Here is a 26,501-nt window from a genome sequence, read left to right on the forward strand (position 1 = left end):
GGCAAAAGCAATGAAAAAGATTATGAATGATGTACAAAATATCGTTCAAGATATGCTGCATGGCTTTTATTTTGAACATAACGACAAAGTAAGTTACGACGTAGCAAATAACATCATTTATGTAAAAGATATCGAAAAGCTGAAGCAAAACGTTGTCATTATAAGCGGCGGTGGTAGCGGACATGAGCCTGCTGATATTGGCTATGTAGGAAAAGGAATGCTTACAGCGGCAGTAAACGGTAGCATCTTCACTCCGCCTACAGTCGAACAAATTGTAGCGGCTACTCGCCTCATGCCAAAAGAAAAAAGTATTTTATTCATCATTAAAAACTTTAAAGATGACGTTGAGAACTTCCTAGCAGCAATGCAAATCGCAAAAGAAGAAGGAAGACAAATTGAACACATCATCGTAAATGACGACGTTTCAATTGAAGATGATGCTTCTTTTAATAAAAGAAGACGCGGCGTCGCTGGCACTGTTTTCGTTCAAAAAATACTTGGTGCGGCCGCTCTTGAAGGTCATTCTTTAGAAGAACTAACAGCACTCGGCCGTTCTATCACCGAAAACTTACACACATTAGGAGTCGCCCTTTCACCTGCAAACGATCCAGTACAAGGTAAAGCTTCATTCACATTAAACGACGATGAAGTCTTTTACGGCGTCGGCATTCATGGTGAAAAAGGTTACCGTAAAGAAGCACTATCCTCTTCTGAAATATTAGCGATTGAACTGATGAACAAACTAAAAAGTATTTATCGCTGGAGAAAAGGTGACAACTTCGCCATCCTCATTAACGGACTCGGTGCAACGCCATTAATGGAACAATACATTTTCGCAAATGACATTCGCCGTTTATGTGAACTGGAAGGATTACAGATTACATTCGTAAAGGTCGGTACCCTTCTAACTTCTTTAGATATGAAAGGTGTTTCGCTCAGTTTGCTTAAGGTGGAGGATTTGGATTGGGTGAAGTGGTTGAAGGAAACTACAGAAACTGCTAGTTGGTAATACAAATAAAAATAGGATGGCTTCAATGGGCCATCCTATTTTTGTACGTAATTCAGCTATTAAAAAATTCAATTACTGAAGAATTCTGCACTCAATATTACAGCAAATTTACATTAAAAATGTAAATCCTCATTTCCCTGGTACTTTCCTTTATTAAGTCTTTTTCTTATGAATAATTCTGCAACAATTAAATTAGGTACCCACGCTAACCAAGCAATAATAGCGTAGCTAAATTCAAACCGCTCTATTCCAAATAGAACGATAAACAACGGTAGCCAAATTCTTAATGTAACTGCCGCAAAGGTTAAAGCGTAATTTCTAATCATCCACTTTCGATGTTCTTTAATTTTTTTATTCTTAACTCTATGTAATGCTTGATATGCTGATGTTAGCCAAAATACGGATAACAAACCGAAACCTAGCTTCGCTACCAATCCTCCCGTAGCATAAAAGGATAGGTACAGTCCAGAAAGGCCACCTAATAATATACCAACCATATAGATTCTCCCAACTATTCGATGACGGTTGATATTCCTTTCTCTAAATTTAGTGGATAATGTAAACGGACCAATTACTAATGCTACTATACTAGTTGTAATATGTATAAATAACATACTATACCAGAACTCACTTAATTTAGATCCATACATAAGCTTCGCTTTTACAAGTCCTGTTTGAAATCCATCCATAATAGAATATTGGACAACAATATAACTAGCTACTAAAAAAGCAAAACAAGTAAATACAAACCAAATTTTCCTGTTCAAATTTTACTGCCTCCCCATTACATTAAGGAATTAGATTATACATTACTGTTCATTCTAGGGAAAAATAGAAAAGCCTTCTTTACTGATTTATTTAACACATTGTTTTTATAAGCGGAATTAGGATGAGACTTACATTGAACGAAGAATAAAATATATGATATAAGGTCCTTCTTCATACATAAAAACCCTCAAGTATATCGTTTTATACTTGAGGGGTTACTCATTTATTCCTTCTCATTTCTCATTTTCTTAAATCAATAGCCAGCTCATCTGTAATCTGCTCAAGATGGAAAAATCTTTTTATATAATGAATATCTGACCATTTCTCTTCTCCACCAATAACAAATAATTCTTGCGCATCATACATAAATGAAAAGCTTGGATAGAAACTGTCAGCCTTTATTTCAATCTCACCAGTACGATTACTGATCATCTTACAGTCTGCTGAATAGCTTAATAACGTATAGAGAGAATCTTGTGCTGATTGGAAGAAACACTTCATAAGTGTCGTTATATCATCACTATTGGTAATGCACACTTTAAAAAAGTTCGTATCTCTTTTCTTATTCGTAAAAACTAGCTCAAAATGGAGTTTATTCTCTTCTAAAAATCCTCCCATAAGGTCTCTACACAAATAAGTTTCAAATAACATATACATAGGAAATTTGTTATGTGTACCTATAAATCCTTTAATAATTTCTTCGAATCCTGTATGCTGATTCCAATTTGTTTCCACTCCTATCATAATAGGGTGATTTATATAAATAGGATACGGTGATAACCCTTCATTTTTTAACATATACTCTCGTTTTCCATCTGTATGAAGAGCTGGTTTAGACTCTTTTAGTAAGTATTGAGATAATTGAACGCTTAACACATTTACACCTACCTATCATGTAATACATAAACTGCATCTATTAAGTTAGAAAAAGGGATGAATAATTCATATTTTACCTTGTTTAAGCGAGGAGAACTAGAATAGATCGCCATCTTATTGGTGACTTACAGGTCTCCAGGATAATAAATGAACATCGCACCTACAAATGAACAAACTAAACAAAAAACAGCCTCGTATTTTATAACTAAAGAAGAGCTCGTATCCAGCTTTTTTTCCTCTCTTTTTAATATCATTTTAAATAATGTTGTATATAATATTTTATATAATACATACCCAACAATCGCCCCGAGGGTATTCGTAAATAAATCATCAATATCTGTAATTCTATTATTTAGTAATTGATTTAACTCAATTGCCAATGAAAAAAAGAATCCTGCACATACGGTGTTTTTCATTTTTCTAAACTGCGACCAAATAGTCGGTAATAAAAAACCTAACGGCATAAACAGTACAATGTTCAAAAGATACGTAGTACTACCTGCCGTATCAAATAGAGTCAAATTAATTTGATTTACACGAATCCACGTTTCGTATCTACTTATATCCCATACAGTCGCAATTTGCGTCACCCTATACACTAACGAAAGATAGAGCAGAAAAACATATACCCATAGAAAATGCCGAATAGATATAGTTCTTTTCGCTTTAAAATACAATCCAATTTGAAACACAATACAAAACATAATAGTAAAAAAATAAGTATACAAATAACTCATCAAAACTCCTGTATGCATATGGAATCCCCTAACTTTACATTTTCATCTATTATTTTAGAACATAGTTTAAGAACCGGTACTTTGTTCATATATTTAATCTTCTACTTTGTCTTCAGATATCGGGAATATATTAAAAATAAAAAATCCCCACTCCTTCATTTTCAGTCTCCTCCTTGATGTAACTTGTTTATAGGATAGGAAAAACTTTTAAAATAAAAAGTGGGGTAAACATAAAATTTTTCTTAAATCTTCACATGCAACCTCTATAGTATTTTCATCCATACAGTATATATAATCATGTGAATCGTTTTTTCAGTTAAAACATGAAATTAAGAAATATATGCCGTACTATAATCACTCTTGCTATCAATAGAATTTAAAGAAGATGACTCCTGTTTGCATACAGAAATCATCTTTTTTAGGTTGCCTAACTTTTTTTAGAATGTCCTTTACAAAGGGTACAGATCAAGAGCACCTTATGCCTATTCAAAGGGATCAACTATACCTTCTTCCCTTAAAATCACTAAAACCCATTTACAAATCTATAAAAGTAGATATAATATCCTTATGGAACCTTTATTAATTTATAAAGCATTGTCAAATGAAACAAGATGTCAAATTTTATCCTGGTTGAAAAATCCAGAAAACCATTTCGATGAAAAACCTTATCTAGAACAAGACCTTAACTTTCAAGTTGGCGTATGTGTAGGAGATATCCAGCTTAAAACTGGCTTAGCCCAATCGGTTATTTCTAGTTATTTATTAACTATGAAAAAAGCAGGCTTACTAGAGTCTGACCGAATTGGAAAATGGACCTACTATCGTCGAAATGAAAAAACAATACGAGAGTTTTCTGAATACGTCCAAAACGAATTATAAAATGAAAGCTAATAATCAATCAGCATACTAATTGATTATTAGCTTTCACACATTCTGCTTTTTTACAGGTATCCAATAATTTTTGTATAAATTGCACTGCCTATAAAAGCAAGAAACATCGAAAGGAGAATTTTTTTAACACATCATATCTAGTTATTTAGATATCTGTTATTGTATTTCGGATTACATACTCCAGATAATATTGGCATCCAATCACGCTTATAATAATGCTTCTTTGTTAATGAATTTACTTTCAAAATACTGATACGAATGGAGAGTTTTATAAATGAAAAAAGTAAATCCTTTACTTATTCTGACACTCGCAATAGGTGTGTTCGGAATTATTACTACCGAGATGGGTATTGTCGGCGTATTACCACAAATCACTGAAAAGTTCGGAATTTCAACTACACAAGCTGGATTTTTAGTAAGTATATTCGCGCTAGTTGTTGCTATTTCTGGTCCATTTTTAATTTTGCTCGTCTCTAGTATTAATCGCAAAATAATTTTATTAACAGCAATCTTTGTTTTTGTTATTTCAAATATAATCTACGCTTATACAACACAATTTGAAATCATGCTTATTTTTCGTATTTTACCGGCAGCGCTTCATCCACTCTTCTTTTCAATCGCTCTTGTAACAGCTGCTAAACTTGTCCCTCCAGAAAAGGGCGGTCAAGCAGTTACAAAAGTTTTCATGGGAATTACTGTTGGCTTTGCTTTAGGTGTACCACTAACCTCTTACCTTGCAGACCAATTTTCACTCGAAATGGCTTTCTTATTCGGAGCATTCGTTAACACTCTTGCATTCATTGGAATACTACTGCTACTTCCTTCTATGCCTGTTAAAGAAAAAATGTCTTTCGGCAAACAAATTCGTATTCTCGGCAAACCAGGATTATGGTTAAATATTTTAACCGTCACATTCCTTTTTGCAGCCATGTTTTCCGTATACAGCTACTTCGCTGAGTACCTTGCAAAAGTAACTTCCATGAATGGATCTCTCATCAGTATCATGCTATTCATATTTGGTATAGTTATGATTTTAGGTAATCATTTATTTGGTGGTCTTCTGCAAAAAAGCATAATAAACACTGTAATATCATTCCCTATTCTATATTCTATTGTTTACATATTGGTTTATTATTTAGGTTCCTACCTTGTTCCAATGATTTTTATAGTATTCATTTGGGGAATCGTACATGCTGGTGGATTAATTGTTGGTCAAACATGGTTAATAAGTGAAGCTAAAGAAGCACCTGAATTTGGTAACAGTCTATTCGTTTCGTTCTCAAATCTCGGAATTACTTTAGGAACCACTATTGGAGGCTGGTTCATTTCAAACTTAGGTATTCACCAGCTTATTTGGAGCGGCTTTATATTCACACTACTCTCATTTCTATTAATTATAATAAAACTAAAATTTTTCAATTCTAATAGCCAGGCTTCATTATCAAGCTAGTACATTTTCAGTTCCAAATTCGATAAAAAACGTTATAAATTCTTCTTATAAGATTTTATTAACTAAAAAGTATAACGCTCAAAGCCTTTAGCCATAATTACGACTAAAGGCTTTTTTGTATATAAAGTGAAACTTTAATCAGCCCTCACCAATCGGACTTTTATGAGCAGTTGATCCCCCACCTAACTTCTTTGCTTTTGCTGAATTTTGAGGTGGGGGTCTTACTGCCCATTAAAGCGGGATAAAAATAATTCTAAAAGGAGCTAATTTTATGGAACATAATCAAAATGGAGTACATGCTTTAATTGTTTTGTTTTTAGGATTAGTGTTTTTTGTTAGTGGAATGGTTTATCATTTATGGGGTTCTTTTTAATCGTATGATTGTAATCACTCATAAATACCCTCACGTATATCGTTCCTTTATTAATTTCAACGTTTAGACAGATACATAATTCCAAAACTAAAACGTTTATTGCAATTATCGATATGGAACATTTCCCAAAACAACTTAACATGGTAAAATAATATTCGGACGGGAGTCCAATATTATTAAAATTAAGATGGTTCAAGTCGGAGGAAGGCACCTTAGGGTGTCTTTTCTTTATTTTCAAAAGGACCTGCTCAATTATTGTGTAAAAAACATAAAGTAAGTTGAATCCATTAAAATACATGAGTGACCCCTTGTTTTCCCCTCTTATTAAAGGAGGAACTATTATGGGATTTGGTGGTAGTTGTAGTAGTGGTTGTGGCGGCGGCTTTGCTTTACTAGTTGTATTGTTTATTTTATTGATCATTGTTGGAGCTTCTTGCTTCTGCTAAAAAACTATCGGAAAAGACACTCTTATATGGGTGTCTTTTCTTTGTAATAAAAAGCTTTCTATAAAGGAGGGTTTTTAGGTTTTTACATTCAAATCATCCAAATTAGTTATTTACACAGCACCTTATTCCTCCGCATCCCTCATACTGTAATACCCCAAATTAATAATAACCAAGAAATATCCACCCATAATTCCCGCAGCAAATGTCCACATGAATTCACGGTGTTCAATTTCATACATAATAATCGCGCCGAGTATTGCGGCTGCAAACCGATTCATCATGCCGAGCATCGGTGCTTTCTCTTTTTTTACGATGCTATCTCCGAACTTTTCAATACGCCTTCCTAAAATCCAGGCGCAGTACATACTCACCAAAAGGCCAATGCTTATCCCTACAAACTGGGCTGGAAAAGGTGTCACAAGCCACCCTAATAACATTACGCCTAGTAAACAATACATTTGTATGTTGAATGATCTTAATGCCATACGAATCATGTTCTGTTCCTTACCTTTCTCTTTAATTCCATCTTTCGGACTTCAAGCTTTCCGATATATCTTTTTTAAAATGGGGGAATTTGATTTTGCTTACCATTAAATAAGCGAGTACGCATGTGCCAAACGCCACGGAAACTGGATTATTCAGGAGGCATAAAATAAGGAGACACATTGCCGCAAATGGAATGGGCATGCCGATAAATGTTGGGAGTTTGCTTTGCTGCGTGTTAAATCTCGCAAGCCGCAGCATTCCGCAAATACTATAAGCAAGTGCGCATATCATCCCGATAGACTGCAAATCTTTTAACGCGACACTATAGGCAAGAATAGACGGCGCCACACCAAAGGTAACTAAATCCGCAAATGAATCTAACTCTCCGCCAATTTCCGAAACAGCATCCAGTTTCCGAGCAACTATACCATCAAACAAATCAAATACCATACCTGTAATAATGAACATGACTGCACCATACATATCTTGAACGAAAACAGAATAAATGGCCAATATCCCACAAATAAAATTAGCTATCGTCATCATATTTGGTATGTAACTCATCACACGCTTCTCCTCCTTTCTACTCATTACCTCATCTAAGTTCTTACTCATTACTATCAAGATCCTTCTGTTTTTCTTCTAATATCACTTTATTTATTTTCGTTAATGTATCCGTCATTTGTTCTAAAGCACCGATATCGATTTTAGAAAAATACTTCTCAATTAATACATCATCTAACTCAGACAACTGCTCTATATACTTACTACCGTTTGGACCAAGCGTAAGGAAATACTCACGTTTATTGTTAGGATTAACTTGTTTCGAAATCATCTTCTGTTTTTCTAATTTCGATAAAACTTGGCTAACAGCACTTTTTGATATATTAAAAGTAGTCGCAATGTGATTTGCTGTCGTGTTTTCATTTAAATTAATATGAAATAACATACTCTCTTGCTGTCCTGTAAGACCGTACTCATCTTTCAACTCCTGAAATAGTAAAATGTAGAATTCATTATAGGCTCGGTTCATTTCATTAATTACTTCTTTATACGTTCTCGTCATAGCGTTCTTCCTCCATGCTGTTATTTTGTTTTATTTAATAGTTAAGTTCACTTAACTTAACTATATTATACCGTTATCTTTGTGTAAAGGGAAATCAATTTCCATACTTTATTCACAACGAAAAAAGAAGACATCCATTAAGACGTCTCCCTTTCATACTTAAGACTCCAAGCTCCCACCATTCGTCTCAATTACTTCTTTATACCAATCGAAGCTTTTCTTCTTCGATCTGTTTAATGAACCTTTTCCTTCATTATCTTTATCAACGTATATATATCCGTAACGTTTTTTCATTTCTCCAGTAGAAGCACTTACAAGGTCAATCGGGCCCCAACTTGTGTATCCGATAATATCTACTCCGTCTTGAATTGCTTCTGACATTTCAATCATATGCTTTTCTAGGTAATCAATACGGTATTCATCGTTCACTTCGTCTTCATCATTTAATTGATCAATTGCACCGAGGCCATTTTCAACGACAAATAAAGGCTTTTGGTAACGATCGTAAAGTTGGTTCGCCGTAATGCGGAAGCCTTTCGGATCAATCGTCCATCCCCACTCTGATTTTTCAAGATACGGATTTTCAACCGAACCGAATACATTTCCGCTCGTTATGCTTTTTAATACTTCTGGATCTGTACTTGTTGCTCGGCTTGCATAGTAGCTAAATCCAATATAATCAACTGTATGTTCTTTTAAAATTACCTCGTCTTCTTTTTCCATTTCAATTGTTACATTGTTATCTGTAAAGAATCGTTTTGCGTATCCAGGATATGCTCCTCTTGCTTGTACATCAATGAAGAAGAATGATTCACGGTCTTGTTCCATCGCGCGTTGGATGTCATCTGGATTACATGTATATGGATACGTTGCACCAGCAGCAAGCATACAACCGATTTTTGCATCTGGAATGATTTCATGACACGCTTTTACAGCTAACGCACTTGCGACAAGCTGGTGATGCGCCGCTTGATACTGAATTTGTTTTTTATTATCGCCTTCTTTAAAGGCTAGACCTGCTCCCATGAAAGGTAAATGTAAAAGCATATTAATTTCGTTAAATGTCATCCAATATTTCACTTTATCTTTATATCTATTAAAAATCGTTTTTGCATACGTCTCGAAGAAGTTTACAAGCTTTCTACTTCTCCAGCTTCCATACTTTTCTACTAAATGAACAGGCACATCAAAGTGAGCCATCGTAACGACTGGTTCAATACCGTGCTTTAATAGTTCATCAAATACGTTATCATAAAACTGTAATCCTGCCTCATTTGGATTTTCATCATCACCATTTGGGAAAATACGTGTCCAAGCAATAGATACGCGTAACGCTTTAAATCCCATTTCTGCAAATAGAGCGATATCTTCTTTATAACGATGATAAAAATCAATTGCTTCGTGTGATGGGTAAAACTCCCCTTCTACCGGTGTAAAGGAATGAATATTTCCTTTCATAATGTCCCAGCGGTTTTCACCAGTTGGTAATAAATCAACCGTCGTTAATCCTTTTCCGTCTTCTACATATGCGCCTTCAACTTGATTGGCTGCAGTCGCTCCACCCCATAAAAATCCTTTAGGAAAAATCACTTTAGACATATAGAAAAACTCCTTTATATAAGAATGAACGAGGAAAGGTATTATAAGTTTTAAAGAATACCTTTCTTCGTTTGAACCTGTATGAAATGTACTACTATTTAACTCCTAACTTTAGTAAGGAATCTCCTGCTTGTATCTTTTCTACTTCTGTTTTTTTCAAGCTATATTTATCATAATTTGTAACAACAACTGGTGTTGTCACAATATAACCCGCCTTTTGAATTTCAGCTATATGAAACTCAATAAGTAATTGCCCTTTTTCTACTCTCGCTCCTTGTTCAATATGAGAAGAGAAAAATTCGCCATTTAATTTCACAGTATCCATCCCAATGTGGATTAAAATTTCAGCTCCTGAATCCGATGTAATTCCTACTGCATGATTCGTCGGGAAAAGCGCAGAAATCGTACCTGAAACTGGTGAAAACAACTTTCCTTCTGAAGGCTCAATCGCAACTCCTTCTCCTAACGCACCTGATGCAAATGCAGCATCGTCAATATTTTGAAGTGGCATAACTACACCATGGAAAGGACTAAATATTACCTCATCATCGCTTGATGCAGCAATTTTATTACTTGTTTCCTCTGTTTCTGTAGATGTTTGTTTTTTCGTAAAACCAAATAAGTAAGTCAGAATAAAACCGACTATTAAAGAAACAACCATCGAAACAATTGCTCCCCAAAATCCAGCTGTAATCCCATCTTTCGGACTAATAAATGTGGGAAGCGTAAATATGCCAAGCCCGCCTGTCATATAAGCTTGTGTACCAAATACGCCAAGTATTGCGCCGCCAATTCCTCCAGCGATACAACTCATAATAAACGGCTTTTTAAGAGGAAGTGTAATACCATAAATCGCCGGCTCTGTAACACCGAAAATACCTGAAATAAAAGCTGGAATACTTAGTGTTTTTAATTTCTTATCTTTCGTTTTCACCCAAACGCCAAGCACAGCACCAATTTGAGCAAATGAAGCAGCAAATATAAGCGCTAGTATTGGATCAATACCGTGTACTGCTAAATTGTTATAGCCAATCGGAACGACGCCCCAATGAAGGCCGAATATGACAAGCACTTGCCAGAAAGCACCGAGTAAAGCACCCGCTACTAATGGGCTTGCATGATAAACCCAAAGCGTCGCCTGTCCTAAAAACTGCCCTGCCCACGTCGCAATTGGACCAATAACGAGAAATGTAACTGGTACAACGATTAATAATGTGAAAAATGGTAATAAAAATGTTTTCACAACATCTGGAATGACTTTCTTTAAAGAATGTTCTACTTTCGCTCCAAAATAAGAAGCGAGAATAATTGGAATAACAGATGATGCATAGTTCATTAAAATAACTGGTATGCCTAAAAACGTAATATGAATGGGTGATTCAAACATCGTTCCTGCAAATAACGTATATAATGGCTCACTTGCTTTTAAACCGGATAAAGCCGGATAGACTAACGCTCCTCCAATTGCCATACAGATGAATGGTGATCCCCCGAATTTCTTACTTGCTGTATATCCAAGGAAGATTGGGAAGAAATAAAATAACGAATCGCCTACCGCATTTAATATTTGATACGTTCCTGACTGTGTACTTAACCAGCCTAACGCCACAAATAGTGCATTAAACCCTTTAATCATCCCTGTTGCAGCTAACACCCCTAAAATAGGAGTAAAAATGCTAGAAAGAATATCTATAAGACTACTCTTTTTCTTCTCACTCGCACTTTCTTCCTCTGTTTCTTGAAATCCCCCGGCAACAATAACCGCTTTATACACGTCGGATACATGGTTACCAATTACAACTTGATATTGTCCGCCGCTTTTCATAACAGTCACAATATCTTCCATGCCCTTCAGTACTTCCGTATTTGCTTTCCCCTCATCTTTTAACTGAAATCGTAAGCGAGTTATACAATGTACAACGCTATTTATGTTTTCTCTTCCCCCAACATGTTTCAGTATGTCTTTTGCCAATTGCTCATACTTCATAGTAATTTCCCCTCCCTACAATCATCCCATTTTTATAAAAGAAAAAACCTAAACTAACCATAACGGTGCGATACATACGAATCACTCCATTACAAGTCAATTTAGGTTTTGCCTGCCAAACAGTAACAATCCCGTTTATTCAATTACATAATTCATTGCGTTTTGTTACACGATGAATGTGCAACGTTACATACACTTTTTCATCTTTTGAAAGATGACTATTATGTGCTTTTTGCAAGTATGCTTCAATCTTTTCTGTACAACAATATGCCTCTTCGTACTTACTTTTTACTTGCTCGTATAAAAAATCATCATCGGCCGAGTTCAATTCCTTCTGCATTAAACGCTGAGCGAAATATCGTAAATGTGTTACAAACCGGCTATAATTAAATGAACTTTCATCTAAGTTCATCTTATAGTGGTACTTTACAACATTTAAAATATCTTGGACGATTTTCGTCATCGCTACCGTTTGTTGCATCGCCGGCTCTCCTTGCTGCGCATTCACGAAATGTAGTGCAATTGACCCTGCTTCATCTTCAGAAAGTCTAAACCCAGTCTCTTCTTCAATGATGTTCAAAGCTTGTAGACCAATTTCAAACTCTTTCTGATAGAATCTCTTAATCTCCCAAAGCAAAGTATTTTTGAGATCCATTCCTTCTTTATGCCGAGTTAAGGCGAAACTTAAGTGATCCGTTAATGTAAGATAAATATAATCACTTAAAGTCCCCGGCAAAACAGTCTTAGCAAACTGAATAATTCTCTCTGTAATCTCTAAATTTTCTACAGGAATTTCAGTAAGTAACCTAGCAAGTTTCTCTGACAATTCTCTTGTTTCTAGCACAAAGGTTTTTTCTATCTTAGATTCATCAATCGCATCGCCAACTTTTTTCTGAAATCCCAAACCTCTGCCCATAAGTACAACTTCTGTCTCATTATCCTTCATCGTACAAACAACATTGTTATTTAAGATTTTATGGATTCTCATATTGTTCCGCCTTCTTCTTCTTAAAGTCACAAAAGGTAATAAAAAAACCTAAACTGATTCCAAAAGCTACACTACACCCGTAGCCTCTAGATCAATTTAGGTTTTGCCTGCCGAACAGTAACAATCCTTTTACTTATTAACTTACCTTTATTATACACAAAGAGTAAGCGGTTGCAACGATAAATTATTGAATATTTTTTTACAAAGAAAATACTAACAATCGATCAGCTGTTGCTTACATTCATTACAAGACTAGTTATATACATCATTATATTTTACAATTACTGTAGGTAACGTATACCTTTCACTACATATATCATTCTAAATAATCAAACATAATTATCTATAAAATTCCATATAGACCCATTACTGGTTAAAATGTTATAATTTAATTACCCTACATAGTTCCTCATATCCGGAATGAGGAACTAGCGTCTTATTAAGTAATGCGCATAACTCAAATAAAAAAGACACTTGAAAGTGTCTTTTTTATTTATTTTCATAATAATTATCTCTTTTATAAACAAAATCTATTAAACAACGAAGGAGACTATTAAATGGAGAATACTGTATCGAGAGAACTACGTAACATACGTATATGCCTTATCATCTTGATCATTGTCATTGCGTTTTGGGATCGTGAGAAAACTGTAGAAATCACTGACCATGGTAGTGACCCTATCGTAAACACCAGCAATATGACCCAAGTTGGCGATAATACATTTGCCTATAAAGACGAATCTAATCAAATTAAAATATTTAAATTTAACCCAGATACAAATGAAATAAAACTAATAAAAGAATTTTATACTAACGAATATGAATGAAATACATGGGACAAAAGGCACCTCAAGGTGTCTTTTTTATTTTCAAAAGGACCTGCTCACGTTTATACGTCAAAACATAAAGTAAATGGAATCCGTTAAAAAACACGAGTGACCCTTTGTTTTCCCCTCTTATTAAAGGAGGAACTGTTATGGGATTTGGTGGTAGTTGCGGCGGAAGCTGCGGTTTTTCTGGAGGATTTGCATTATTAGTTGTGTTATTCATTTTATTAATCATCGTTGGAGCTTCTTGCTTCTGCTAAACAAACTATCGGAAAAGACACTCTTATATGGGTGTCTTTTCTTTATTTTTGCACAAAAAAAGATTATTTATATTCTATCACTAACATCGGATACTTTTTCGCCGACGGCAGACATTTCTTTTTTTAGATCTCCTATTCCCTCAAATATTTTATCATGTCTTTCCTCTTCTTTATAAAGCTTTACACATTCCTTTAGACTATCAGCTTGATATGTATCTAAATACTCCATAAATTTATCAATTATTTTAGTTTCGCAAAATAATTGAGGTAATTGTGTAGAATGAATAAGTTGATCCAACTTATGTGACATTTCTTTCTTTAGTCTTTTTTGTTTATTTAATAAAAAGCACTTGCCTATGAAATAAACATAAATCTTAGTGACTTGTTTAATAATTGGAAAAAATAAAAGAATTAATGCTATGATTACTTTAATTCCTATCAGCATAGGCCATTGACCTGTATTAGTTATAAAAAGTTCTTTTAATATAAGAGTCATAGATATAATTTATTTTATTGATATAACAATTATTTCTAAAATAACTAAAATGATTACTAGTAAGGCTCCACTTAAAAGAATATGTCTCTTTGCCCTATTATATTGCCTATTTCATTCTTCATATTCTCCTGCTAGTTGTTTACCTTTTGTTAATACTGCTCTAAGCTGTTCCTTCTCCCCAAACAAGCCCTCCATTATGTTTGCAAAAACTTCAAGTGCAGTAAAAAGAAAGACACCAGGTACAGTGACCTCAAGTTTTAACCTCGAACGAAGTTTAGGTACCCAAAAGAAGTTAATGTATAATGATGGTGCTATTGGTATTATTCCGCAAGAAGTTCGAGAAGAATTTTGGAAAAAAGGCTATAAATGATAGGAGGAATATAACATGAATAGTAAAATGACTAAAGAAGAGCTTATTAAACTTGTAGAGCAAATATGTGATCCTAAATTGCCAGATGAGTTAGGTAGTAAGTATATTGATATCTTAAAAGAGAATGTACCCCACCCAGCTCCAAGTGACTTAATCTTTTGGGATTTTAGAGACTTAACACCTGAAGAAATAGTAGAGATTGCATTGAATTACAAAGAAAGAAAAAAGTAGAATACTATGTCCGTAATAAGGTCGCTCCTTTATGGAGCCTGTTTTATTTTGTAACCAGAACATCTAATCGTTACCATGCCCCTTAAAGAAAAGACACCATAAGGTACCTTTTCTTTAAAAACTAAAAAGTATGAGAAATGGAACCTTTAGCCATAATTACGACTAAGGGCTTTTTGTATGTACATAAAAAAAGGAGCTGACTGTATGGAACATAATAAAAACGGAATGCTTGCTTTAATTGTTTTGTTTGTAGGACTAGCATTTTTTGTTATCGGCATGGTTTATCACTTATGGGGAACAGTTTAAAAACAAATAGTAATCCATTTAGAAGAAATTCAGAAGCAACATTCAGGTCTTCACCTCATTAAACACCAATAACCATTTTCCTAGTCATGTAACCCCTCCTTATGCTTGAGGGGTTTCCGCTTTAACACAATTATAAAAAAAGGCCCCATCACTGGGGCGCTCCAAAAATAATATAAGTAAATGAATTAAAAAAATAACAGACAACTAAAATATATACGATTAAAATTATATAATCTATATATATGCAATATTACATAAAAAATTTCATCATTACATGCTATACTAAAACAGGAGTCGACAATCGTTATTTTCTTCTTATTTTTAAAGCAATATGATATATACCTTCTTATCGCATTTGGATTGTACAAGCAAAAGAAGACATCATAATTGATGTCTTCTTTTCTTATATTTTTATGAATTTTTTTGCGAAGATGCTCTCCAATCACGAAAAGATGTTGGGCGTCCAGAATAAGCTCTTTGCTTTGCAGCAGCAACAGCTGATTTTTCTTCAATAGTCTTTGGTTTCTCTTCCACAATCGCTGATTTTTCTTCAAGAGTAGTCACAGCTGTTTGTATTTTTTCCAACTGCTCTTTTAAAGCTTGCTGTTCAATCTTTAAATCCGTAAGTAAGCGTAAAATCATTTCAGAATTAGCCATACAGATCCTCCTTCCCCCAATACACAGAATAAAATACAATATGTAAACGACCCAATACCGGTGACAAAATAAGGTTGTCAACTCTTATAAAATCCCAAGTATCTTTTATTTTTCAAAAGGACCTGCTCAAGTTTATCCGTAAAAACATAAAGTAAATTAAATCCATTAATTAATGGTCTTTATGGAAGGAGGAGTTAATATGGGCTATGGCGGTAGTTGTGGTGGAGGCTGTGGTTTCGGCGGCGGATTTGCTTTACTTGTTGTACTCTTTATTTTATTAATCATCGTTGGAGCTAGTTGTTGGGGCGGCGGATTCGGCTGCTAAGGGGAGGCACTCTTGAGAGTGTCTTTTTTTTTGTGTTTTTGGATGTACAGCTCCTATCTTCTGTAGAATGTGGAACAGACGGATAAGAACCTTTCGTATTTTTCCACCTAAATACGGCATCCTAATATGATTGATAATTATAAAAATTCTCCCTATTCATATGGTTAATTTTTCTATATTTGTTATAATTATTTTATATAAATAAATTGGAGGTGAAAAAATAATGATACTAATATTACCTATACTGTTATTCTTATTATTTATCCTTTATAAGATTTCTAAAATGGTTAGTAGAACCGTAGCTGTGTTAGTTGATTTTTTATTTTTAGGAGGATTCACTGCTTATTCATTACATAAACTCATATCGGTAAACATAGCAAGTGGGTATGCCGTTTATTTTTGGGATATTATATTTTTTATCCTTTCTTGTGTTCTATATTACATTGTTTTAAATTATCTAGTTATTAACTTCCCTAGAATAGCCGCATTTATTAATTACATTATTTCTTGGATTGGAACATTTTTAGTATATACAACAATCTGTATTATCTTGATAGGAAATTTACCGCAGTTATTAAATAATGAGTTTTTCAGTCAGCTCACTAATATTATTATTATTTCTATACTTGCGATCATAACATTTAATATTAGAAAAACCATGTTTGCCAATGAAGAGAGAAATGAAGAAATTTATTAGTTTATTATTAACTACATATCATAGTGTGGTAATAAAAAAGGCATACTAAGGTGCCTTTTTTATTTATTTGAATTGGATTAATCCATAACCTTCTTGTGTATTTGGAAATCCTAGTCGTTGAGAATAAACAATTAGATAGAATTTCACCAGATAAAGAAGTATTTCTATTTCTTGTTTACCTATCATTTTTATTATAAGCGCTATTGCCCCTGTTGCATGAAGTGCGGCCATAGATGTACATCCAATAACCCTCATACCAATTCTGTTGTACACTTCATTTTAAATATCCTACCCTTCCTTTATTTTAGTTTCCATTTGTGCTTTGCTCGTAGCAAGTTTTCTTACACCGTTTTCAGTACATGTAACATTACAAATTGACATAACACTTCATGCACCATATACTGTTAACAACAGTATACTGTCATTAACAGTATAAATCCTAATTCATTCTAGGAGGTCTATTCATGAAACATACAGGAAGACATACAGGTGCATTTCTTTTGTTATTTTTAGCTGAGGGGGATAACTATGGTGGGCAATTATTGCAAAAGTGCGAAGAAGAACTTCCAGTCAATCCAATCGATAGCGCCATTTTATATCGCACACTAAAAAAATTAGAAAACGAAGGTTCAATTGAATCTTACGTAAGTACAGATCATCAAGACAAACCGAGAAAGATGTACAAAATTACACCTGCTGGAAAGGAACAATTGGCAGATTTCCAAATGGATATTGAAGAAAAAATGAAGAACTTATCCTTTTTCTTAGATAAATATAAAGACTTAAAGGAATCTGATCATGATTAATGGCGTGATCCTTTACACTTTAGCCATTATTCTTACGGGGATTTCTTTTATGAAGGATCGTACGAAAACGAAAGAAGCTCTATGTAAGTCATGGAAAATGTTTCGCAATCTTCTACCCGCCATGCTTTCCATCATGCTTTTCGTTGGCTTATCGCTTTCTATATTAACACCGTCCTTCATCTCTTCTATCATTGGAGAACAGTCTGGATTGTTAGGTATTATTTATTCAGCGATACTCGGCTCCGTTGCACTTATTCCAAGCTTCGTCGTGTTCCCACTTGGTAATACGCTATTACAACACGGCGCAGGTCTACCTCAAGTTGCGGCACTCATGTCTACATTTATGTCAGTAGGAATTACAACATTGCCGATGGAACAAAAAATATTCGGACGAAGTTTTGCTTACGCACGTAATGCATCTGCATTACTCATGTCACTCCTATTCTCCTATATCATTTGGGTGGTGATGGTATGAAGGAACTAAAAAAATATCGCTTCTTTTTCATTTTATTACTGGGGCTCTTTGTCTTAACTTTTATAAATCAATCTTTAGGATGGAGCGCATTACAATTAACGGGGAATAGCATTTTAGATATGTTGTTTCTACTCCCCCCTGTCCTAGTATTTGTAGGATTACTTGATCAATGGGTGAAGAAAGAAACGCTCATGAAATATATGGGAGAAAAGTCCGGCATATATGGAATCTTATTCTCTTTATTATTAGGCGGAATTGCAGCTGGCCCTCTCTACGTTGCCTTCCCAATGGCAGCACTACTATTAAAAAAAGGCGCCAGCATTCGGTACATCGTATTTTTCTTAGGCGTTTGGACAACTGCAAAATTGCCAATTCTCGTGTATGAATTTTCTTCATTTGGCGCTACTTTTACACTTATTCATGTTGGTTTCGGTCTCGTATTTTTCTATGTAATGGGGCTTATTTTTGAAAGGTTTTATGATCAGGGACAGTTGCTTCGGTATGATGTTACGGAGGAAATGTAATCAAATTGACCATAAAATAGGAATATGATATATTTTCGGTAGAATACTATATAAGTATGACATCAAATAAAATGGCATATAATAAAAGAAGAGATGCGCTAACATCTCTTCCCTAACTGCTACCGTATAGGGTGGTAGTTATTATAAGTTATTTCTTTTTACGAAACCCACCCTTCTGCTTCCTACGGCGCGGAGTGGGTTTTTTGTTGTCCTTATCTAGAAGTTGCTTCCGCAAAAAATACGCTGAAACTTCGCGCACAGTCGCTTTCAGAAACTCTTTTACAAGATCAATCAAAAACTCCATATTATCACCTCCTTTCCTTCCGAATAGAAAGAAGGGATAACCATCCACCCTCACAATATGCAGTTGACTTTGTTTTATCAAATGATTGTAAAGATATTATGTAAACAAAACAAATGAAATTTTACATAGTAAAAAAGCCCTTCTAAACTGGGCTTTTTATATACATGCTATTACTTCCCAATTGTTATGAAAAAAAACGTCGATAAATTTCTATTTCAAATATTCAGAATTAATATTAAAATAAAAAATGGGGATAGGGGTATGGGATTTAAAATTTTATACATAACGAGGGAATAGAAATGAAACTACAATTAAAAGCGGATTTAATGCTACTACTAGTTACATTCTTTTGGGGTGCATCCATCCTACTTACAAAGCTTGGACTTGATGGCATAGAAGAATATAATTTAATCGCATTACGATTTATTATTGCCTTTCTTTTATCAGGTTTAATATTTTACAAACATTTATTCAAAGTTGATTTTAAAACTGTAAAATATGCATTTATACTGGCTTCTGTTTTATTTATCGTTTACATTTTCGCGACTTTCGGTACAAAGTATACAAGTGTTTCTAATGCTGGTTTCTTATTATGTCTCACAGTCATTTTCATTCCAATATTATCAGCTATATTTTTAAAACACATTCCTGAAAAGAAAGTTATAGTAGGAATCATTTTAACGATAATAGGAATTGGTTTATTAACATTAACGAGCGAATTCAAAATCGGTAATGGCGATATATTTTGCATACTGTCTGCCCTATTTTATGCGATCCACGTCATCATTACTGGAAGCGTAACGAAACATGTAAATTCCATTGCACTTGGAGTCATACAACTCGGTTTCGTCGGCCTATTTAGTCTTATTTTTTCATTCATTATAGAAACACCAAAGCTGCCTAGCACAACCAACTCATGGCTCATCATCTTAGCCTTAAGCATATTTTGCACCGCAGTCGCATTCATCGTGCAAGTAATTGCCCAGCAATACACGACGCCCACACATACCGGACTTATCTTTTCATTAGAACCTGTCTTTTCCGCAGGCTTTGCTTTCGTTTTCACGGGTGAAACACTTACTGGAAAAGGATACTTAGGGGCGACACTTATATTAGTAAGTGTGTTGATTGCTGAGTTGGATTTTAAGAGTTTGTTGAGGCCTAATTATAAGAAGAATATAGAGTAAACATTTCACTATGATCAATAAACATACCCTAGAAAAATATGAGTTTATATTATTTTCATGCTCTTCACTTAGATTTTCTTTTTCGATGCTATCTTCAAACAAGGTAGCATCGAAAAAATGTTAAAAGGAATTTCTCCTTAGTATCTTCTTATACTTGATGTAGTTTACATATTTGACCTTTTCTACGTTCTTTGATTACTTACTGAATAAAGTCATACAGATTTTTCGCTAACAATAAACAAGTTACTGTAATGAAAAGAGCACGAACATACCCACTTCCTTTTTTTATAGCAAATTGGGAACCAACAATCCCTCCAGCAATTTGAGCAATCCCCATTATAAAACCATACGCATAGTTTACTTGCCCTACATACATAAACATCAACAATGCCCCAACATTACTTCCTAAATTAAGAAGCTTCGCATTACCTGCTGCTTTTAAAAAATCATACCCGATAAATAAAAGAGAAAACATTAAAAACGAACCTGTTCCAGGACCTAGAAATCCATCATAAAAACCAATAGTAAAAACAAAAAAAGTAAAAATAATGACGTGTCGACCAGACAATTTCTTATGAGTGGAAATACTACCCCAATCCTTTTTGAATATCGTATAAATAGCCACCGCACCAAGCATGATCAGCATCAATGGCTTCAGTACTTCTGGGTTCATTAAATGGACGGTCCATGCCCCTATTATGGAACCTATGAAAGTGAGTGGAACTAATTTAAACGCCGATTTCAAATCAAGATTACCAGAACGATAAAACACAATATTACTAGTTGCACACCCCATTGTCGACGCTAGTTTATTCGTAGCTACTGCACTTGCTGGATTCAATCCTGTAAATAATAAAGCAGGTAAGGCAATGAGTCCACCACCACCTACAACTGAATCAATAAATGCAGCTAAAAATCCAAAAGCAATCAAAATCATTAATACGGATGGGTCTAAATAAAAATCCATGTTATTAACCTCCCCTTTAGTGACTATCAGAATAGTAACTAATAATTTGCTAAATGTAAACAGTTATTGTAACGTTGAAATATAAAGTGAAACTTTAATCAGTGGGGGGTTTTGTTCATCCCCCACTGATTATTAGTTGAACCAATCGGGCTTTTACGGGCAGTTGATCCCCCACCTAACTTCTTTGCTTCCGCTGAATTTTGAGGTGGGGGTCTTACTGCCCGTTAAAGCGGGATAAAAGCAAACATCGGAGGACGAAAAAAGTGGATTACATAGTGCAACAGCTTAAAAAAATGGGTTTTAATGAATATGAAGCTAAATCTTATGTATCTCTTGTTAAACAAGGGCCTGTCACAGCCTACCAAGTGAGTAAGGATTCGGGTGTCCCAAGAGCGCGAATTTATGAGATTTTGGGTAACCTTGTAGAAAAAGGAATTGTCATGAAGGAAGAAATAAATGACACCACTCGCTATTCACCTCTACCGGTTGAAGTCTTTTTACAAAAGGCTCAATCAGAATGGCAGTCTACTTATGAAGGAATCAGTGATTCATTAAAAAAACTAGAAACTTCCGAGGAAAAAACGGATAATCGAGTGATTACGTTAAAAGACAATAAAACAATCATTAGCTATTGTCAGGCATTAATAAAAAAAGCAGAACAACGTATTGTCATTTCAATGTGGGATGAGATGTATGAAGCGTTAGAAGAGGATCTATCTGAAGTAGCTGATAAAGTTACAATACAAGGTATTACCCTGCATGTTGAAAATCCCATCAAAAATCTAGAAGCCCATCGTATAACACCTTATACAGAAACCTTATCTACAGAACATTGGTTCATTTTATCGATAGATTCTAAAGAGATGATTTATGGACCATCACTTGAAGAGCGTAATATTGCTTTTTATACAGATGACCCCGTTCATATATACCTATTAGAGGATTATGTATGGCATGATGTTTTAGTAAATCGACTTGTCCGACGTAGCCAAGATGATTTGCAGCAATGGATTACTGCAGAGAGAAGATCTTTCTTTATGGGAAAATAAGAAACATATTGAAAGAATCAAAAAATAAAGCATAAGTTAATGAAATGGAACACTTATGCTTTATTTTATTTGCAAAGCGATACTCGATCCTTTTCACTATTTCTCCTCCACAAACCGCCCAAACTCCTTCAAAAATCGCAGTTTAAAACTACCCACAGGTCCATTCCGATGCTTCGCCACATGAATCTCCGTCATCTCTTTCTGCATCGTCTCCTTATCATAATAATCCTCTCGATACATAAGCATAATGACATCCGCATCTTGCTCAATTTGTCCCGTCTCTCTTAAATCAGATAAAAGAGGGCGCTTATCTTGACGTGACTCTACGGAACGAGACAATTGCGACAACGCTACTACACAAACATGTAATTCACGTGCTAATACCTTAAGCTTACGCGAAATCTCACTAATCTCTTGAAATCGATTGCCCTTATGCTTCGGATCGCCCGTAATAAGCTGCAAGTAATCTACAATAATTAAAATCTTTTTATCACCGTGCTTCCTCTTTAACTTACGAGTTTGCATCCAAATATCTTGCACCGTAACTCCTGCATTGTCGTAAATCTCAAGCGGCAACTCACCAATCTCCGCAAACGCCTGACTCACCTTCTCCCAGTCTTCCATTGCAAAACGATGCTTCGGATTTTTCAGTCTGCCTCCTGACACCTCGCCTACGCAAGAAGCCATTCTTTTTAACAATTGCTTACTACTCATCTCTAATGAACACAATCCAACCGCCGCTCCAGACTTCGCCGCATGCAGTCCAACATTTAGCGCAAACGCAGTCTTCCCCATAGAAGGACGCGCACCAAGAACGACAAAATCACCTTCCTGCAATCCGCACGTCATTTTATTTAGCGATATATAACCAGTCTCAATACCAGTAATCTCTTTCGCATCTTGATGAAGCTCTTCATATAAATCAACTAACGCATCCTTCAAATCAAACTCACATACACAGTCCTTTTCCTCTAACTCGCAAAGTGCCGTAATCGTCTCACCAATAATTTTCTCATTCTTCTCCGCAATAAGACGCTCTCCCATCTTGTGCCCGAGAACACCAGCCTGATACATTTTCCAGGCACCTCGAACAAGCCCCTCATAATAAGAGAAGTTGCTAGTAGTAGGCACACCATCCATTAACCCGATAAAATACTCCATTCCCCCGATTCCCTGCAAAAATTTCGGATCTATCCTAGAAGTGAACGTCACAAGATCAATCGCTTGCCCCTCTTCTTCCATTTTTCGCATTAACTGAAATATAGACTTATGCACCGGCATCGAAAAATACTGCTCCGTCAAACGGCACTCCTTAATAAGCTCTCCATCAAGTAATAGAGAACCTAACACAGTCTTCTCCGCCTCCACATTTTGAATACTCATGGCCGCCACCCGCGCTCCGCTAAAAAGCGCTGCAACTCTTCCTCAGACGGCGCACTCTTCTCCCACTCCTCACACCTCGCCAAAAACTCCTCCGTCTCCCCCGTACTAACAGACGACTCCTTCTTCCGAAACTGAGCCGTATCCGCCTCAACCTCACACACTTTCGTAAACCCTTTCCCGTGCCACCCTCTCAAAATCCCCTTCACATAAGCAACCGTCCGCTTATTATTCTCAAACGCAATTTGAAGAGCCTTTAGCACAAGCTCCTCTGACAAATCTTCCATCCACGCACTCAATTCCTCCACCGTATGCGGAGACAAACTACCAAAATGTTGCTCATAAAAAGAAAACACGCGACTTCCCGTTTCCTCCTCTACAACCTCTTCTTCCTCTGCCTCCTCACAAATCGGATCGGCATCATCCACAGCCAAATCACCTGGCATACCGAAATGCGCTAACAGCATCGGAACATTCAGCTCCTCCTCTACGCATTTCTGAAGAAACATATGTACAAACTCCTTATTCTTCACACCCTTAAGCTCACGAAACACACACTTCTCCACATTCGTATTCGTCACAGGATTATAACGAAGCCAATTTAAAACAAATAACTCCCGAGTATCCGCATCATAAAGAATCTTTCCATAATCAACAAAGCGCTGCACAAGCTTATCGACAGTCTCCCGATTATAACCCGTCTCCATCTCAGCTAACCGCTTCGGAAAAGGAAAAATCCCGCACTGCGTCGTCTTCGAACAAGTCAACAAATACACATAAAAATACCGCTCCTCCGGCGTCAAATCCAAAACAAAATCATCCTGCCAAAAATTCACCTGCACATTACGATACACCGCCATCCTAATTCCTCCCGTCTCCGTTCAAAAGTGAAAACCTCTTCATAATATATATGGGAGGATGGCAGGGTTTTTGGCGTGTTATTTCAAAATTTTTTTCGACTCCTACTACGGTGTTTGTTGGTGTTTTTGTTTTGTTATGTTTTTTCTTAGTGATTTATTACTTGGTAGGGGCTTGTAAGGGGCTTATGAGGGGTTAATTATCGGTTAGTTCTTCTTCTGTTTTTTTGCAGATTTCTTTTATGTATTCTTCTTCGGATAGGGTTCTTGTTGTGGGTGTTTTTCCGTTAGCTTTTATGATTTGTGGGATTTTGTTTCGGATTAGTTTGTTGTAGGTTGGCATGGGGTTTTCCTCCGTTTAGTTTTTTCTTCTATTATAATGGAAAAGCAGTTTAACTAGTTGTTAAACTGCTTCATTGCTTCTTTTATATAGTTTTCTTCTTCAGTTGTGAAGAGAGCTGGGAATTTGGATAGTGGAAAGCTCGATTGATTAATTATATCCTCTATATCACTTTGAGGTGTATCAAGATAATTCGTTACCTCTTCTATTAAATTGAAAAATTCTTTCAAGCTAACTTGAACGTCATGATGACCCGGATCCTTCTCTTCTTCCTTATACTTTTTTAATTTCCCTATCACATCCATAAATCGCCGATCAAATTTTTCTTTTAGTTCCTTATTATTATAAAACGCTCGAACACTCTCTTTTGAAAAATGTTCCTCTAACCATTCCTTATTTTCTTTCTCCCATATAAAAGTTTGCAAAAATGAAGAAAACAAAGCGATATCCACTTGTTCTTCCTTTTGAAACTTCTTCGTCATCTCATCCATATGCGAAAGTACCTTCGCAATTCTTTCTTGCTCTGCCAAAAGCAATTCCCTTTGAAAATGCATTTGCCTTAAAAATTCTTCCGTCTCTATATCACGCTGCAATATAATATTTTGAATTTCCCCAAGTGAAAAACCGAGATGCTTAAACGATTGAATTTGCTGTAGCACATACAAATCATCTTTCGTATATAATCGATGCCCACCCTCAGTATAATCACTTGGCTTTAATAAATTAATTTTGTCATAATAACGAAGCGTCCGCACCGTAACATCCCCAACACTTGCAAACTCACTAATCATCCACGCCATATCATCACCTACTCCGCTAACTTCTCTGTCACATACTGGAGCATATGAGAAAAACTCATCTCATTCTGCCTACAATATTGAAACAAACCTACAACAAGCAATACAAGGGGACCATTCCCTCTATAACGATTTTCATACTCATTAATACCATCATAAAAGTACTCATACTTTCTATTTCGTAAAACGATATAAATCGCAATAAACAACACTGCAATCATAATAAAAATTCGCTTTCCCCTTATCTCCACTTCTTGTTTCATCACCTATTCTCCTTCCACCGTGTACTTATCTTCTTTAAAGAACGGAATTAGAATGAAATAACGATATGGTTCATCGCGTATTACTTTCCACGCAACAATAATTACTTGAACGACCTCAAAGGCAAATACAATCCAAAACAAAACATCACTAATACGTGAACTAATATTAAATAGAAGAAAGATTAATAAATGAAAGTTGAACGCCTTTCGGCAATGATATTTGTACACCTCATTTTTCCGTGCCAATGTAATGTACATGAGTAGTGGTGAAAAGATTCCTATTGCGGCTGAGAGTAGTAACATGATGATGGTGTTTCTTTTTTCTTTTGTGGTGGTTTTCATGAGTGGTTTTGCCCCCCTTTTTGATTTGCCTTCTTTAGGTTAGGGGATGACGTTGGGGGAGGTGCAAGAAAGAAACTATAATTAGTTCTGAAAAAATAGACACAATGAAACATCTTACATACCCCACTGTGTCTATTTATCTCATAAAAACTGATTATCTATCAAAAAACATTTGAAATAAATACTCCAACCAAAATAACATACATGTAATAAATATCCCAAACACTACATTTTCATTAAATTTCTTAAAAATAGCGTTCCATTTAACAACAATATATTGATTGACAACACACCAATAGAAGAGAAACAAGATTGAAATACCAGTCAAAGGAATCATAAAATTCACCCCTTTTCCCCCTTTCATT

Annotated in this window: 33 protein-coding genes and 3 pseudogenes; 16 read left to right on the forward strand and 20 right to left on the reverse strand. The window is 35.3% G+C overall.

Translation table 11 applies throughout. The features are described 5' to 3' along the window. Positions 1-10: 10 nt before the first annotated feature. Positions 11-1,009, forward strand: coding sequence for a DhaKLM operon coactivator DhaQ (dhaQ, locus tag ACXY7N_RS15625; RefSeq protein ID WP_098485963.1), 999 nt, complete (start codon positions 11-13; stop codon positions 1,007-1,009). A gap of 113 nt (positions 1,010-1,122) precedes the next feature. Here the strand turns inward: dhaQ and ACXY7N_RS15630 are convergent, their stop codons facing one another. From ACXY7N_RS15630 to ACXY7N_RS15640, 3 genes are all read right to left on the reverse strand, one after another. Then, on the reverse strand, positions 1,123-1,776 hold the full coding sequence (locus tag ACXY7N_RS15630; protein ID WP_098485964.1) for a DUF2306 domain-containing protein: 654 nt from the start codon (positions 1,774-1,776) through the stop codon (positions 1,123-1,125). A 241-nt stretch (positions 1,777-2,017) separates the two neighbouring features. Next, positions 2,018-2,653, reverse strand: a complete 636-nt coding sequence (locus tag ACXY7N_RS15635; protein ID WP_016089063.1) for a hypothetical protein — start codon at positions 2,651-2,653, stop codon at positions 2,018-2,020. A 125-nt stretch (positions 2,654-2,778) separates the two neighbouring features. Beyond that, positions 2,779-3,408, reverse strand: coding sequence for a VanZ family protein (locus tag ACXY7N_RS15640; RefSeq protein ID WP_098485965.1), 630 nt, complete (start codon positions 3,406-3,408; stop codon positions 2,779-2,781). 280 nt (positions 3,409-3,688) lie between these two features. Between ACXY7N_RS15640 and ACXY7N_RS15645 the strand changes: the two are divergent. The 4 genes and pseudogenes from ACXY7N_RS15645 to ACXY7N_RS15660 all read left to right on the forward strand — a co-directional run. Beyond that, a pseudogene (locus ACXY7N_RS15645) lies at positions 3,689-3,763 on the forward strand (TetR family transcriptional regulator); the annotation flags it as partial. A 194-nt stretch (positions 3,764-3,957) separates the two neighbouring features. Next, positions 3,958-4,269: an ArsR/SmtB family transcription factor gene (locus ACXY7N_RS15650; protein WP_000433539.1), complete on the forward strand. Its 312-nt coding sequence runs from the start codon at positions 3,958-3,960 to the stop codon at positions 4,267-4,269. Positions 4,270-4,555: 286 nt separating this feature from the next. Continuing rightward, positions 4,556-5,731 carry an MFS transporter gene (locus tag ACXY7N_RS15655; protein ID WP_016133794.1) on the forward strand — a complete coding sequence of 392 codons (1,176 nt, stop codon included), beginning with the start codon at positions 4,556-4,558 and terminating at the stop codon, positions 5,729-5,731. Between the two features lie 714 nt (positions 5,732-6,445). Then, entirely contained in the window at positions 6,446-6,550 is a 105-nt protein-coding gene (locus ACXY7N_RS15660; protein ID WP_000505689.1) for a YjcZ family sporulation protein, read from the forward strand. Positions 6,551-6,672: 122 nt separating this feature from the next. Here the strand turns inward: ACXY7N_RS15660 and ACXY7N_RS15665 are convergent, their stop codons facing one another. The 6 genes from ACXY7N_RS15665 to licT all read right to left on the reverse strand — a co-directional run bounded on the left by ACXY7N_RS15665 (position 6,673) and on the right by licT (position 12,676). Next, positions 6,673-7,044 (reverse strand): ATP synthase subunit I, encoded by a 372-nt coding sequence (locus ACXY7N_RS15665; RefSeq protein WP_488592457.1) that lies wholly within the window; start codon positions 7,042-7,044, stop codon positions 6,673-6,675. 22 nt (positions 7,045-7,066) lie between these two features. Next, positions 7,067-7,651: a CDP-diacylglycerol--serine O-phosphatidyltransferase gene (gene pssA / locus ACXY7N_RS15670; protein WP_016133792.1), complete on the reverse strand. Its 585-nt coding sequence runs from the start codon at positions 7,649-7,651 to the stop codon at positions 7,067-7,069. Then, positions 7,644-8,102 (reverse strand): MarR family winged helix-turn-helix transcriptional regulator, encoded by a 459-nt coding sequence (locus tag ACXY7N_RS15675; protein ID WP_098413120.1) that lies wholly within the window; start codon positions 8,100-8,102, stop codon positions 7,644-7,646. Before ACXY7N_RS15675 ends, pssA begins: the two co-directional genes overlap by 8 nt. Positions 8,103-8,261: 159 nt before the next feature. Continuing rightward, positions 8,262-9,701, reverse strand: coding sequence for a 6-phospho-beta-glucosidase (locus ACXY7N_RS15680; protein WP_016133790.1), 1,440 nt, complete (start codon positions 9,699-9,701; stop codon positions 8,262-8,264). Positions 9,702-9,795: 94 nt separating this feature from the next. Beyond that, complete coding sequence (locus tag ACXY7N_RS15685) at positions 9,796-11,688, reverse strand: beta-glucoside-specific PTS transporter subunit IIABC (RefSeq protein ID WP_488592458.1); 1,893 nt, start codon at positions 11,686-11,688, stop codon at positions 9,796-9,798. 139 nt (positions 11,689-11,827) lie between these two features. Further along, the gene (gene licT / locus ACXY7N_RS15690; protein WP_016089071.1) at positions 11,828-12,676 is read right to left on the reverse strand and encodes a BglG family transcription antiterminator LicT; all 849 of its coding nucleotides are present in this window, start codon (positions 12,674-12,676) and stop codon (positions 11,828-11,830) included. A 557-nt stretch (positions 12,677-13,233) separates the two neighbouring features. On the opposite strand from licT, the gene ACXY7N_RS15695 reads away from it, so the two are divergent. After that, the gene (locus tag ACXY7N_RS15695; protein ID WP_016089072.1) at positions 13,234-13,503 is read left to right on the forward strand and encodes a YmzC family protein; all 270 of its coding nucleotides are present in this window, start codon (positions 13,234-13,236) and stop codon (positions 13,501-13,503) included. Between the two features lie 149 nt (positions 13,504-13,652). Then, positions 13,653-13,763 carry a YjcZ family sporulation protein gene (locus tag ACXY7N_RS15700; protein WP_000505686.1) on the forward strand — a complete coding sequence of 37 codons (111 nt, stop codon included), beginning with the start codon at positions 13,653-13,655 and terminating at the stop codon, positions 13,761-13,763. A 67-nt stretch (positions 13,764-13,830) separates the two neighbouring features. Here the strand turns inward: ACXY7N_RS15700 and ACXY7N_RS15705 are convergent, their stop codons facing one another. Continuing rightward, a complete protein-coding gene (locus tag ACXY7N_RS15705) occupies positions 13,831-14,208 on the reverse strand; it encodes a hypothetical protein (RefSeq protein ID WP_016133788.1) in 378 nt (125 codons plus the stop codon). A gap of 232 nt (positions 14,209-14,440) precedes the next feature. Here ACXY7N_RS15705 and ACXY7N_RS15710 point away from each other — a divergent pair. Further along, positions 14,441-14,623 (forward strand): annotated as a pseudogene (locus ACXY7N_RS15710) (T7SS effector LXG polymorphic toxin); the annotation flags it as partial. A 21-nt stretch (positions 14,624-14,644) separates the two neighbouring features. After that, positions 14,645-14,860, forward strand: coding sequence for a bacteriocin immunity protein (locus ACXY7N_RS15715; RefSeq protein WP_016089074.1), 216 nt, complete (start codon positions 14,645-14,647; stop codon positions 14,858-14,860). Between the two features lie 717 nt (positions 14,861-15,577). Here ACXY7N_RS15715 and ACXY7N_RS15720 read toward each other — a convergent pair. Next, entirely contained in the window at positions 15,578-15,823 is a 246-nt protein-coding gene (locus ACXY7N_RS15720) for a hypothetical protein (protein ID WP_016089075.1), read from the reverse strand. A gap of 199 nt (positions 15,824-16,022) precedes the next feature. Between ACXY7N_RS15720 and ACXY7N_RS15725 the strand changes: the two genes are divergently transcribed. Together ACXY7N_RS15725 and ACXY7N_RS15730 are read left to right on the forward strand one after the other, a co-directional pair. Further along, a complete protein-coding gene (locus tag ACXY7N_RS15725; protein WP_000540377.1) occupies positions 16,023-16,148 on the forward strand; it encodes a YjcZ family sporulation protein in 126 nt (41 codons plus the stop codon). 223 nt (positions 16,149-16,371) lie between these two features. Next, the gene (locus ACXY7N_RS15730) at positions 16,372-16,845 is read left to right on the forward strand and encodes a hypothetical protein (protein ID WP_016089076.1); all 474 of its coding nucleotides are present in this window, start codon (positions 16,372-16,374) and stop codon (positions 16,843-16,845) included. A 63-nt stretch (positions 16,846-16,908) separates the two neighbouring features. Here ACXY7N_RS15730 and ACXY7N_RS15735 read toward each other — a convergent pair whose 3' ends face one another. Continuing rightward, the gene (locus ACXY7N_RS15735) at positions 16,909-17,076 is read right to left on the reverse strand and encodes a hypothetical protein (protein WP_016089077.1); all 168 of its coding nucleotides are present in this window, start codon (positions 17,074-17,076) and stop codon (positions 16,909-16,911) included. Between the two features lie 233 nt (positions 17,077-17,309). Between ACXY7N_RS15735 and ACXY7N_RS15740 the strand changes: the two genes are divergently transcribed. The 3 genes from ACXY7N_RS15740 to ACXY7N_RS15750 are packed head-to-tail and all read left to right on the forward strand — an operon-like array spanning position 17,310 to position 18,650. Beyond that, positions 17,310-17,651 carry a PadR family transcriptional regulator gene (locus ACXY7N_RS15740; protein WP_098413117.1) on the forward strand — a complete coding sequence of 114 codons (342 nt, stop codon included), beginning with the start codon at positions 17,310-17,312 and terminating at the stop codon, positions 17,649-17,651. Beyond that, positions 17,644-18,126 (forward strand): hypothetical protein, encoded by a 483-nt coding sequence (locus ACXY7N_RS15745; RefSeq protein WP_353811458.1) that lies wholly within the window; start codon positions 17,644-17,646, stop codon positions 18,124-18,126. Before ACXY7N_RS15740 ends, ACXY7N_RS15745 begins: the two co-directional genes overlap by 8 nt. After that, on the forward strand, positions 18,123-18,650 hold the full coding sequence (locus ACXY7N_RS15750) for a permease (protein WP_016089079.1): 528 nt from the start codon (positions 18,123-18,125) through the stop codon (positions 18,648-18,650). Before ACXY7N_RS15745 ends, ACXY7N_RS15750 begins: the two co-directional genes overlap by 4 nt. 148 nt (positions 18,651-18,798) lie before the next feature. On the opposite strand, the gene ACXY7N_RS15755 is transcribed toward ACXY7N_RS15750, so the two are convergent. Next, positions 18,799-18,954: a hypothetical protein gene (locus tag ACXY7N_RS15755; protein WP_016136571.1), complete on the reverse strand. Its 156-nt coding sequence runs from the start codon at positions 18,952-18,954 to the stop codon at positions 18,799-18,801. Positions 18,955-19,253: 299 nt separating this feature from the next. Between ACXY7N_RS15755 and ACXY7N_RS15760 the strand changes: the two genes are divergently transcribed. Further along, the gene (locus ACXY7N_RS15760; protein WP_016133783.1) at positions 19,254-20,141 is read left to right on the forward strand and encodes a DMT family transporter; all 888 of its coding nucleotides are present in this window, start codon (positions 19,254-19,256) and stop codon (positions 20,139-20,141) included. 199 nt (positions 20,142-20,340) lie between these two features. On the opposite strand, the gene ACXY7N_RS15765 is transcribed toward ACXY7N_RS15760, so the two are convergent. Continuing rightward, positions 20,341-21,108, reverse strand: coding sequence for a TSUP family transporter (locus ACXY7N_RS15765; protein ID WP_016133782.1), 768 nt, complete (start codon positions 21,106-21,108; stop codon positions 20,341-20,343). A 263-nt stretch (positions 21,109-21,371) separates the two neighbouring features. Here ACXY7N_RS15765 and ACXY7N_RS15770 point away from each other — a divergent pair, with 263 nt between their 5' ends. Next, positions 21,372-22,157 carry a TrmB family transcriptional regulator gene (locus ACXY7N_RS15770; protein ID WP_016089082.1) on the forward strand — a complete coding sequence of 262 codons (786 nt, stop codon included), beginning with the start codon at positions 21,372-21,374 and terminating at the stop codon, positions 22,155-22,157. A gap of 96 nt (positions 22,158-22,253) precedes the next feature. Here ACXY7N_RS15770 and dnaB read toward each other — a convergent pair whose 3' ends face one another. From dnaB to ACXY7N_RS15800, 6 genes and pseudogenes are all read right to left on the reverse strand, one after another. Further along, a complete protein-coding gene (gene dnaB / locus ACXY7N_RS15775) occupies positions 22,254-23,540 on the reverse strand; it encodes a replicative DNA helicase (protein ID WP_016133781.1) in 1,287 nt (428 codons plus the stop codon). Beyond that, entirely contained in the window at positions 23,537-24,397 is an 861-nt protein-coding gene (locus ACXY7N_RS15780) for a DnaD domain-containing protein (protein ID WP_016133780.1), read from the reverse strand. Before ACXY7N_RS15780 ends, dnaB begins: the two co-directional genes overlap by 4 nt. Positions 24,398-24,596: 199 nt before the next feature. Further along, positions 24,597-24,737 (reverse strand): annotated as a pseudogene (locus ACXY7N_RS15785) (nucleoside triphosphate pyrophosphohydrolase); the annotation flags it as partial. A gap of 53 nt (positions 24,738-24,790) precedes the next feature. Continuing rightward, positions 24,791-25,534 (reverse strand): MerR family transcriptional regulator, encoded by a 744-nt coding sequence (locus ACXY7N_RS15790; RefSeq protein ID WP_016133778.1) that lies wholly within the window; start codon positions 25,532-25,534, stop codon positions 24,791-24,793. An 8-nt stretch (positions 25,535-25,542) separates the two neighbouring features. Continuing rightward, a complete protein-coding gene (locus ACXY7N_RS15795; RefSeq protein ID WP_016133777.1) occupies positions 25,543-25,794 on the reverse strand; it encodes a hypothetical protein in 252 nt (83 codons plus the stop codon). A 3-nt stretch (positions 25,795-25,797) separates the two neighbouring features. Then, positions 25,798-26,136 (reverse strand): DUF4870 domain-containing protein, encoded by a 339-nt coding sequence (locus ACXY7N_RS15800; protein WP_016133776.1) that lies wholly within the window; start codon positions 26,134-26,136, stop codon positions 25,798-25,800. Between the last annotated feature and the right edge of the window lie 365 nt (positions 26,137-26,501).

The sequence above is a fragment of the Bacillus sp. 5w2 genome, from assembly GCF_054353775.1.

What these genes read in the sequence shown, in the direction of transcription:
- ACXY7N_RS15765 (WP_016133782.1), bottom strand. Translation starts at nt 21,108, where the DNA reads ATGGATTTTTATTTAGACCCATCCGTATTAATGATTTTGATTGCTTTT.
- ACXY7N_RS15655 (WP_016133794.1), top strand. Translation starts at nt 4,556, where the DNA reads ATGAAAAAAGTAAATCCTTTACTTATTCTGACACTCGCAATAGGTGTG.
- ACXY7N_RS15680 (WP_016133790.1), bottom strand. Translation starts at nt 9,701, where the DNA reads ATGTCTAAAGTGATTTTTCCTAAAGGATTTTTATGGGGTGGAGCGACT.
- dhaQ (WP_098485963.1), top strand. Translation starts at nt 11, where the DNA reads ATGAAAAAGATTATGAATGATGTACAAAATATCGTTCAAGATATGCTG.
- ACXY7N_RS15675 (WP_098413120.1), bottom strand. Translation starts at nt 8,102, where the DNA reads ATGACGAGAACGTATAAAGAAGTAATTAATGAAATGAACCGAGCCTAT.
- ACXY7N_RS15660 (WP_000505689.1), top strand. Translation starts at nt 6,446, where the DNA reads ATGGGATTTGGTGGTAGTTGTAGTAGTGGTTGTGGCGGCGGCTTTGCT.
- ACXY7N_RS15800 (WP_016133776.1), bottom strand. Translation starts at nt 26,136, where the DNA reads ATGAAAACCACCACAAAAGAAAAAAGAAACACCATCATCATGTTACTA.
- ACXY7N_RS15780 (WP_016133780.1), bottom strand. Translation starts at nt 24,397, where the DNA reads ATGGCGGTGTATCGTAATGTGCAGGTGAATTTTTGGCAGGATGATTTT.
- ACXY7N_RS15790 (WP_016133778.1), bottom strand. Translation starts at nt 25,534, where the DNA reads ATGGCGTGGATGATTAGTGAGTTTGCAAGTGTTGGGGATGTTACGGTG.
- ACXY7N_RS15700 (WP_000505686.1), top strand. Translation starts at nt 13,653, where the DNA reads ATGGGATTTGGTGGTAGTTGCGGCGGAAGCTGCGGTTTTTCTGGAGGA.
- ACXY7N_RS15755 (WP_016136571.1), bottom strand. Translation starts at nt 18,954, where the DNA reads ATGGAGTTTTTGATTGATCTTGTAAAAGAGTTTCTGAAAGCGACTGTG.
- ACXY7N_RS15705 (WP_016133788.1), bottom strand. Translation starts at nt 14,208, where the DNA reads ATGCTGATAGGAATTAAAGTAATCATAGCATTAATTCTTTTATTTTTT.
- ACXY7N_RS15740 (WP_098413117.1), top strand. Translation starts at nt 17,310, where the DNA reads ATGAAACATACAGGAAGACATACAGGTGCATTTCTTTTGTTATTTTTA.
- ACXY7N_RS15650 (WP_000433539.1), top strand. Translation starts at nt 3,958, where the DNA reads ATGGAACCTTTATTAATTTATAAAGCATTGTCAAATGAAACAAGATGT.
- ACXY7N_RS15735 (WP_016089077.1), bottom strand. Translation starts at nt 17,076, where the DNA reads ATGGCCGCACTTCATGCAACAGGGGCAATAGCGCTTATAATAAAAATG.
- ACXY7N_RS15665 (WP_488592457.1), bottom strand. Translation starts at nt 7,044, where the DNA reads ATGATTCGTATGGCATTAAGATCATTCAACATACAAATGTATTGTTTA.
- pssA (WP_016133792.1), bottom strand. Translation starts at nt 7,651, where the DNA reads ATGAGTAAGAACTTAGATGAGGTAATGAGTAGAAAGGAGGAGAAGCGT.
- ACXY7N_RS15640 (WP_098485965.1), bottom strand. Translation starts at nt 3,408, where the DNA reads ATGCATACAGGAGTTTTGATGAGTTATTTGTATACTTATTTTTTTACT.
- ACXY7N_RS15695 (WP_016089072.1), top strand. Translation starts at nt 13,234, where the DNA reads ATGGAGAATACTGTATCGAGAGAACTACGTAACATACGTATATGCCTT.
- ACXY7N_RS15720 (WP_016089075.1), bottom strand. Translation starts at nt 15,823, where the DNA reads ATGGCTAATTCTGAAATGATTTTACGCTTACTTACGGATTTAAAGATT.
- ACXY7N_RS15715 (WP_016089074.1), top strand. Translation starts at nt 14,645, where the DNA reads ATGAATAGTAAAATGACTAAAGAAGAGCTTATTAAACTTGTAGAGCAA.
- ACXY7N_RS15750 (WP_016089079.1), top strand. Translation starts at nt 18,123, where the DNA reads ATGAAGGAACTAAAAAAATATCGCTTCTTTTTCATTTTATTACTGGGG.
- dnaB (WP_016133781.1), bottom strand. Translation starts at nt 23,540, where the DNA reads ATGAGTATTCAAAATGTGGAGGCGGAGAAGACTGTGTTAGGTTCTCTA.
- ACXY7N_RS15760 (WP_016133783.1), top strand. Translation starts at nt 19,254, where the DNA reads ATGAAACTACAATTAAAAGCGGATTTAATGCTACTACTAGTTACATTC.
- ACXY7N_RS15725 (WP_000540377.1), top strand. Translation starts at nt 16,023, where the DNA reads ATGGGCTATGGCGGTAGTTGTGGTGGAGGCTGTGGTTTCGGCGGCGGA.
- ACXY7N_RS15685 (WP_488592458.1), bottom strand. Translation starts at nt 11,688, where the DNA reads ATGAAGTATGAGCAATTGGCAAAAGACATACTGAAACATGTTGGGGGA.
- licT (WP_016089071.1), bottom strand. Translation starts at nt 12,676, where the DNA reads ATGAGAATCCATAAAATCTTAAATAACAATGTTGTTTGTACGATGAAG.
- ACXY7N_RS15795 (WP_016133777.1), bottom strand. Translation starts at nt 25,794, where the DNA reads ATGAAACAAGAAGTGGAGATAAGGGGAAAGCGAATTTTTATTATGATT.
- ACXY7N_RS15745 (WP_353811458.1), top strand. Translation starts at nt 17,644, where the DNA reads ATGATTAATGGCGTGATCCTTTACACTTTAGCCATTATTCTTACGGGG.
- ACXY7N_RS15730 (WP_016089076.1), top strand. Translation starts at nt 16,372, where the DNA reads ATGATACTAATATTACCTATACTGTTATTCTTATTATTTATCCTTTAT.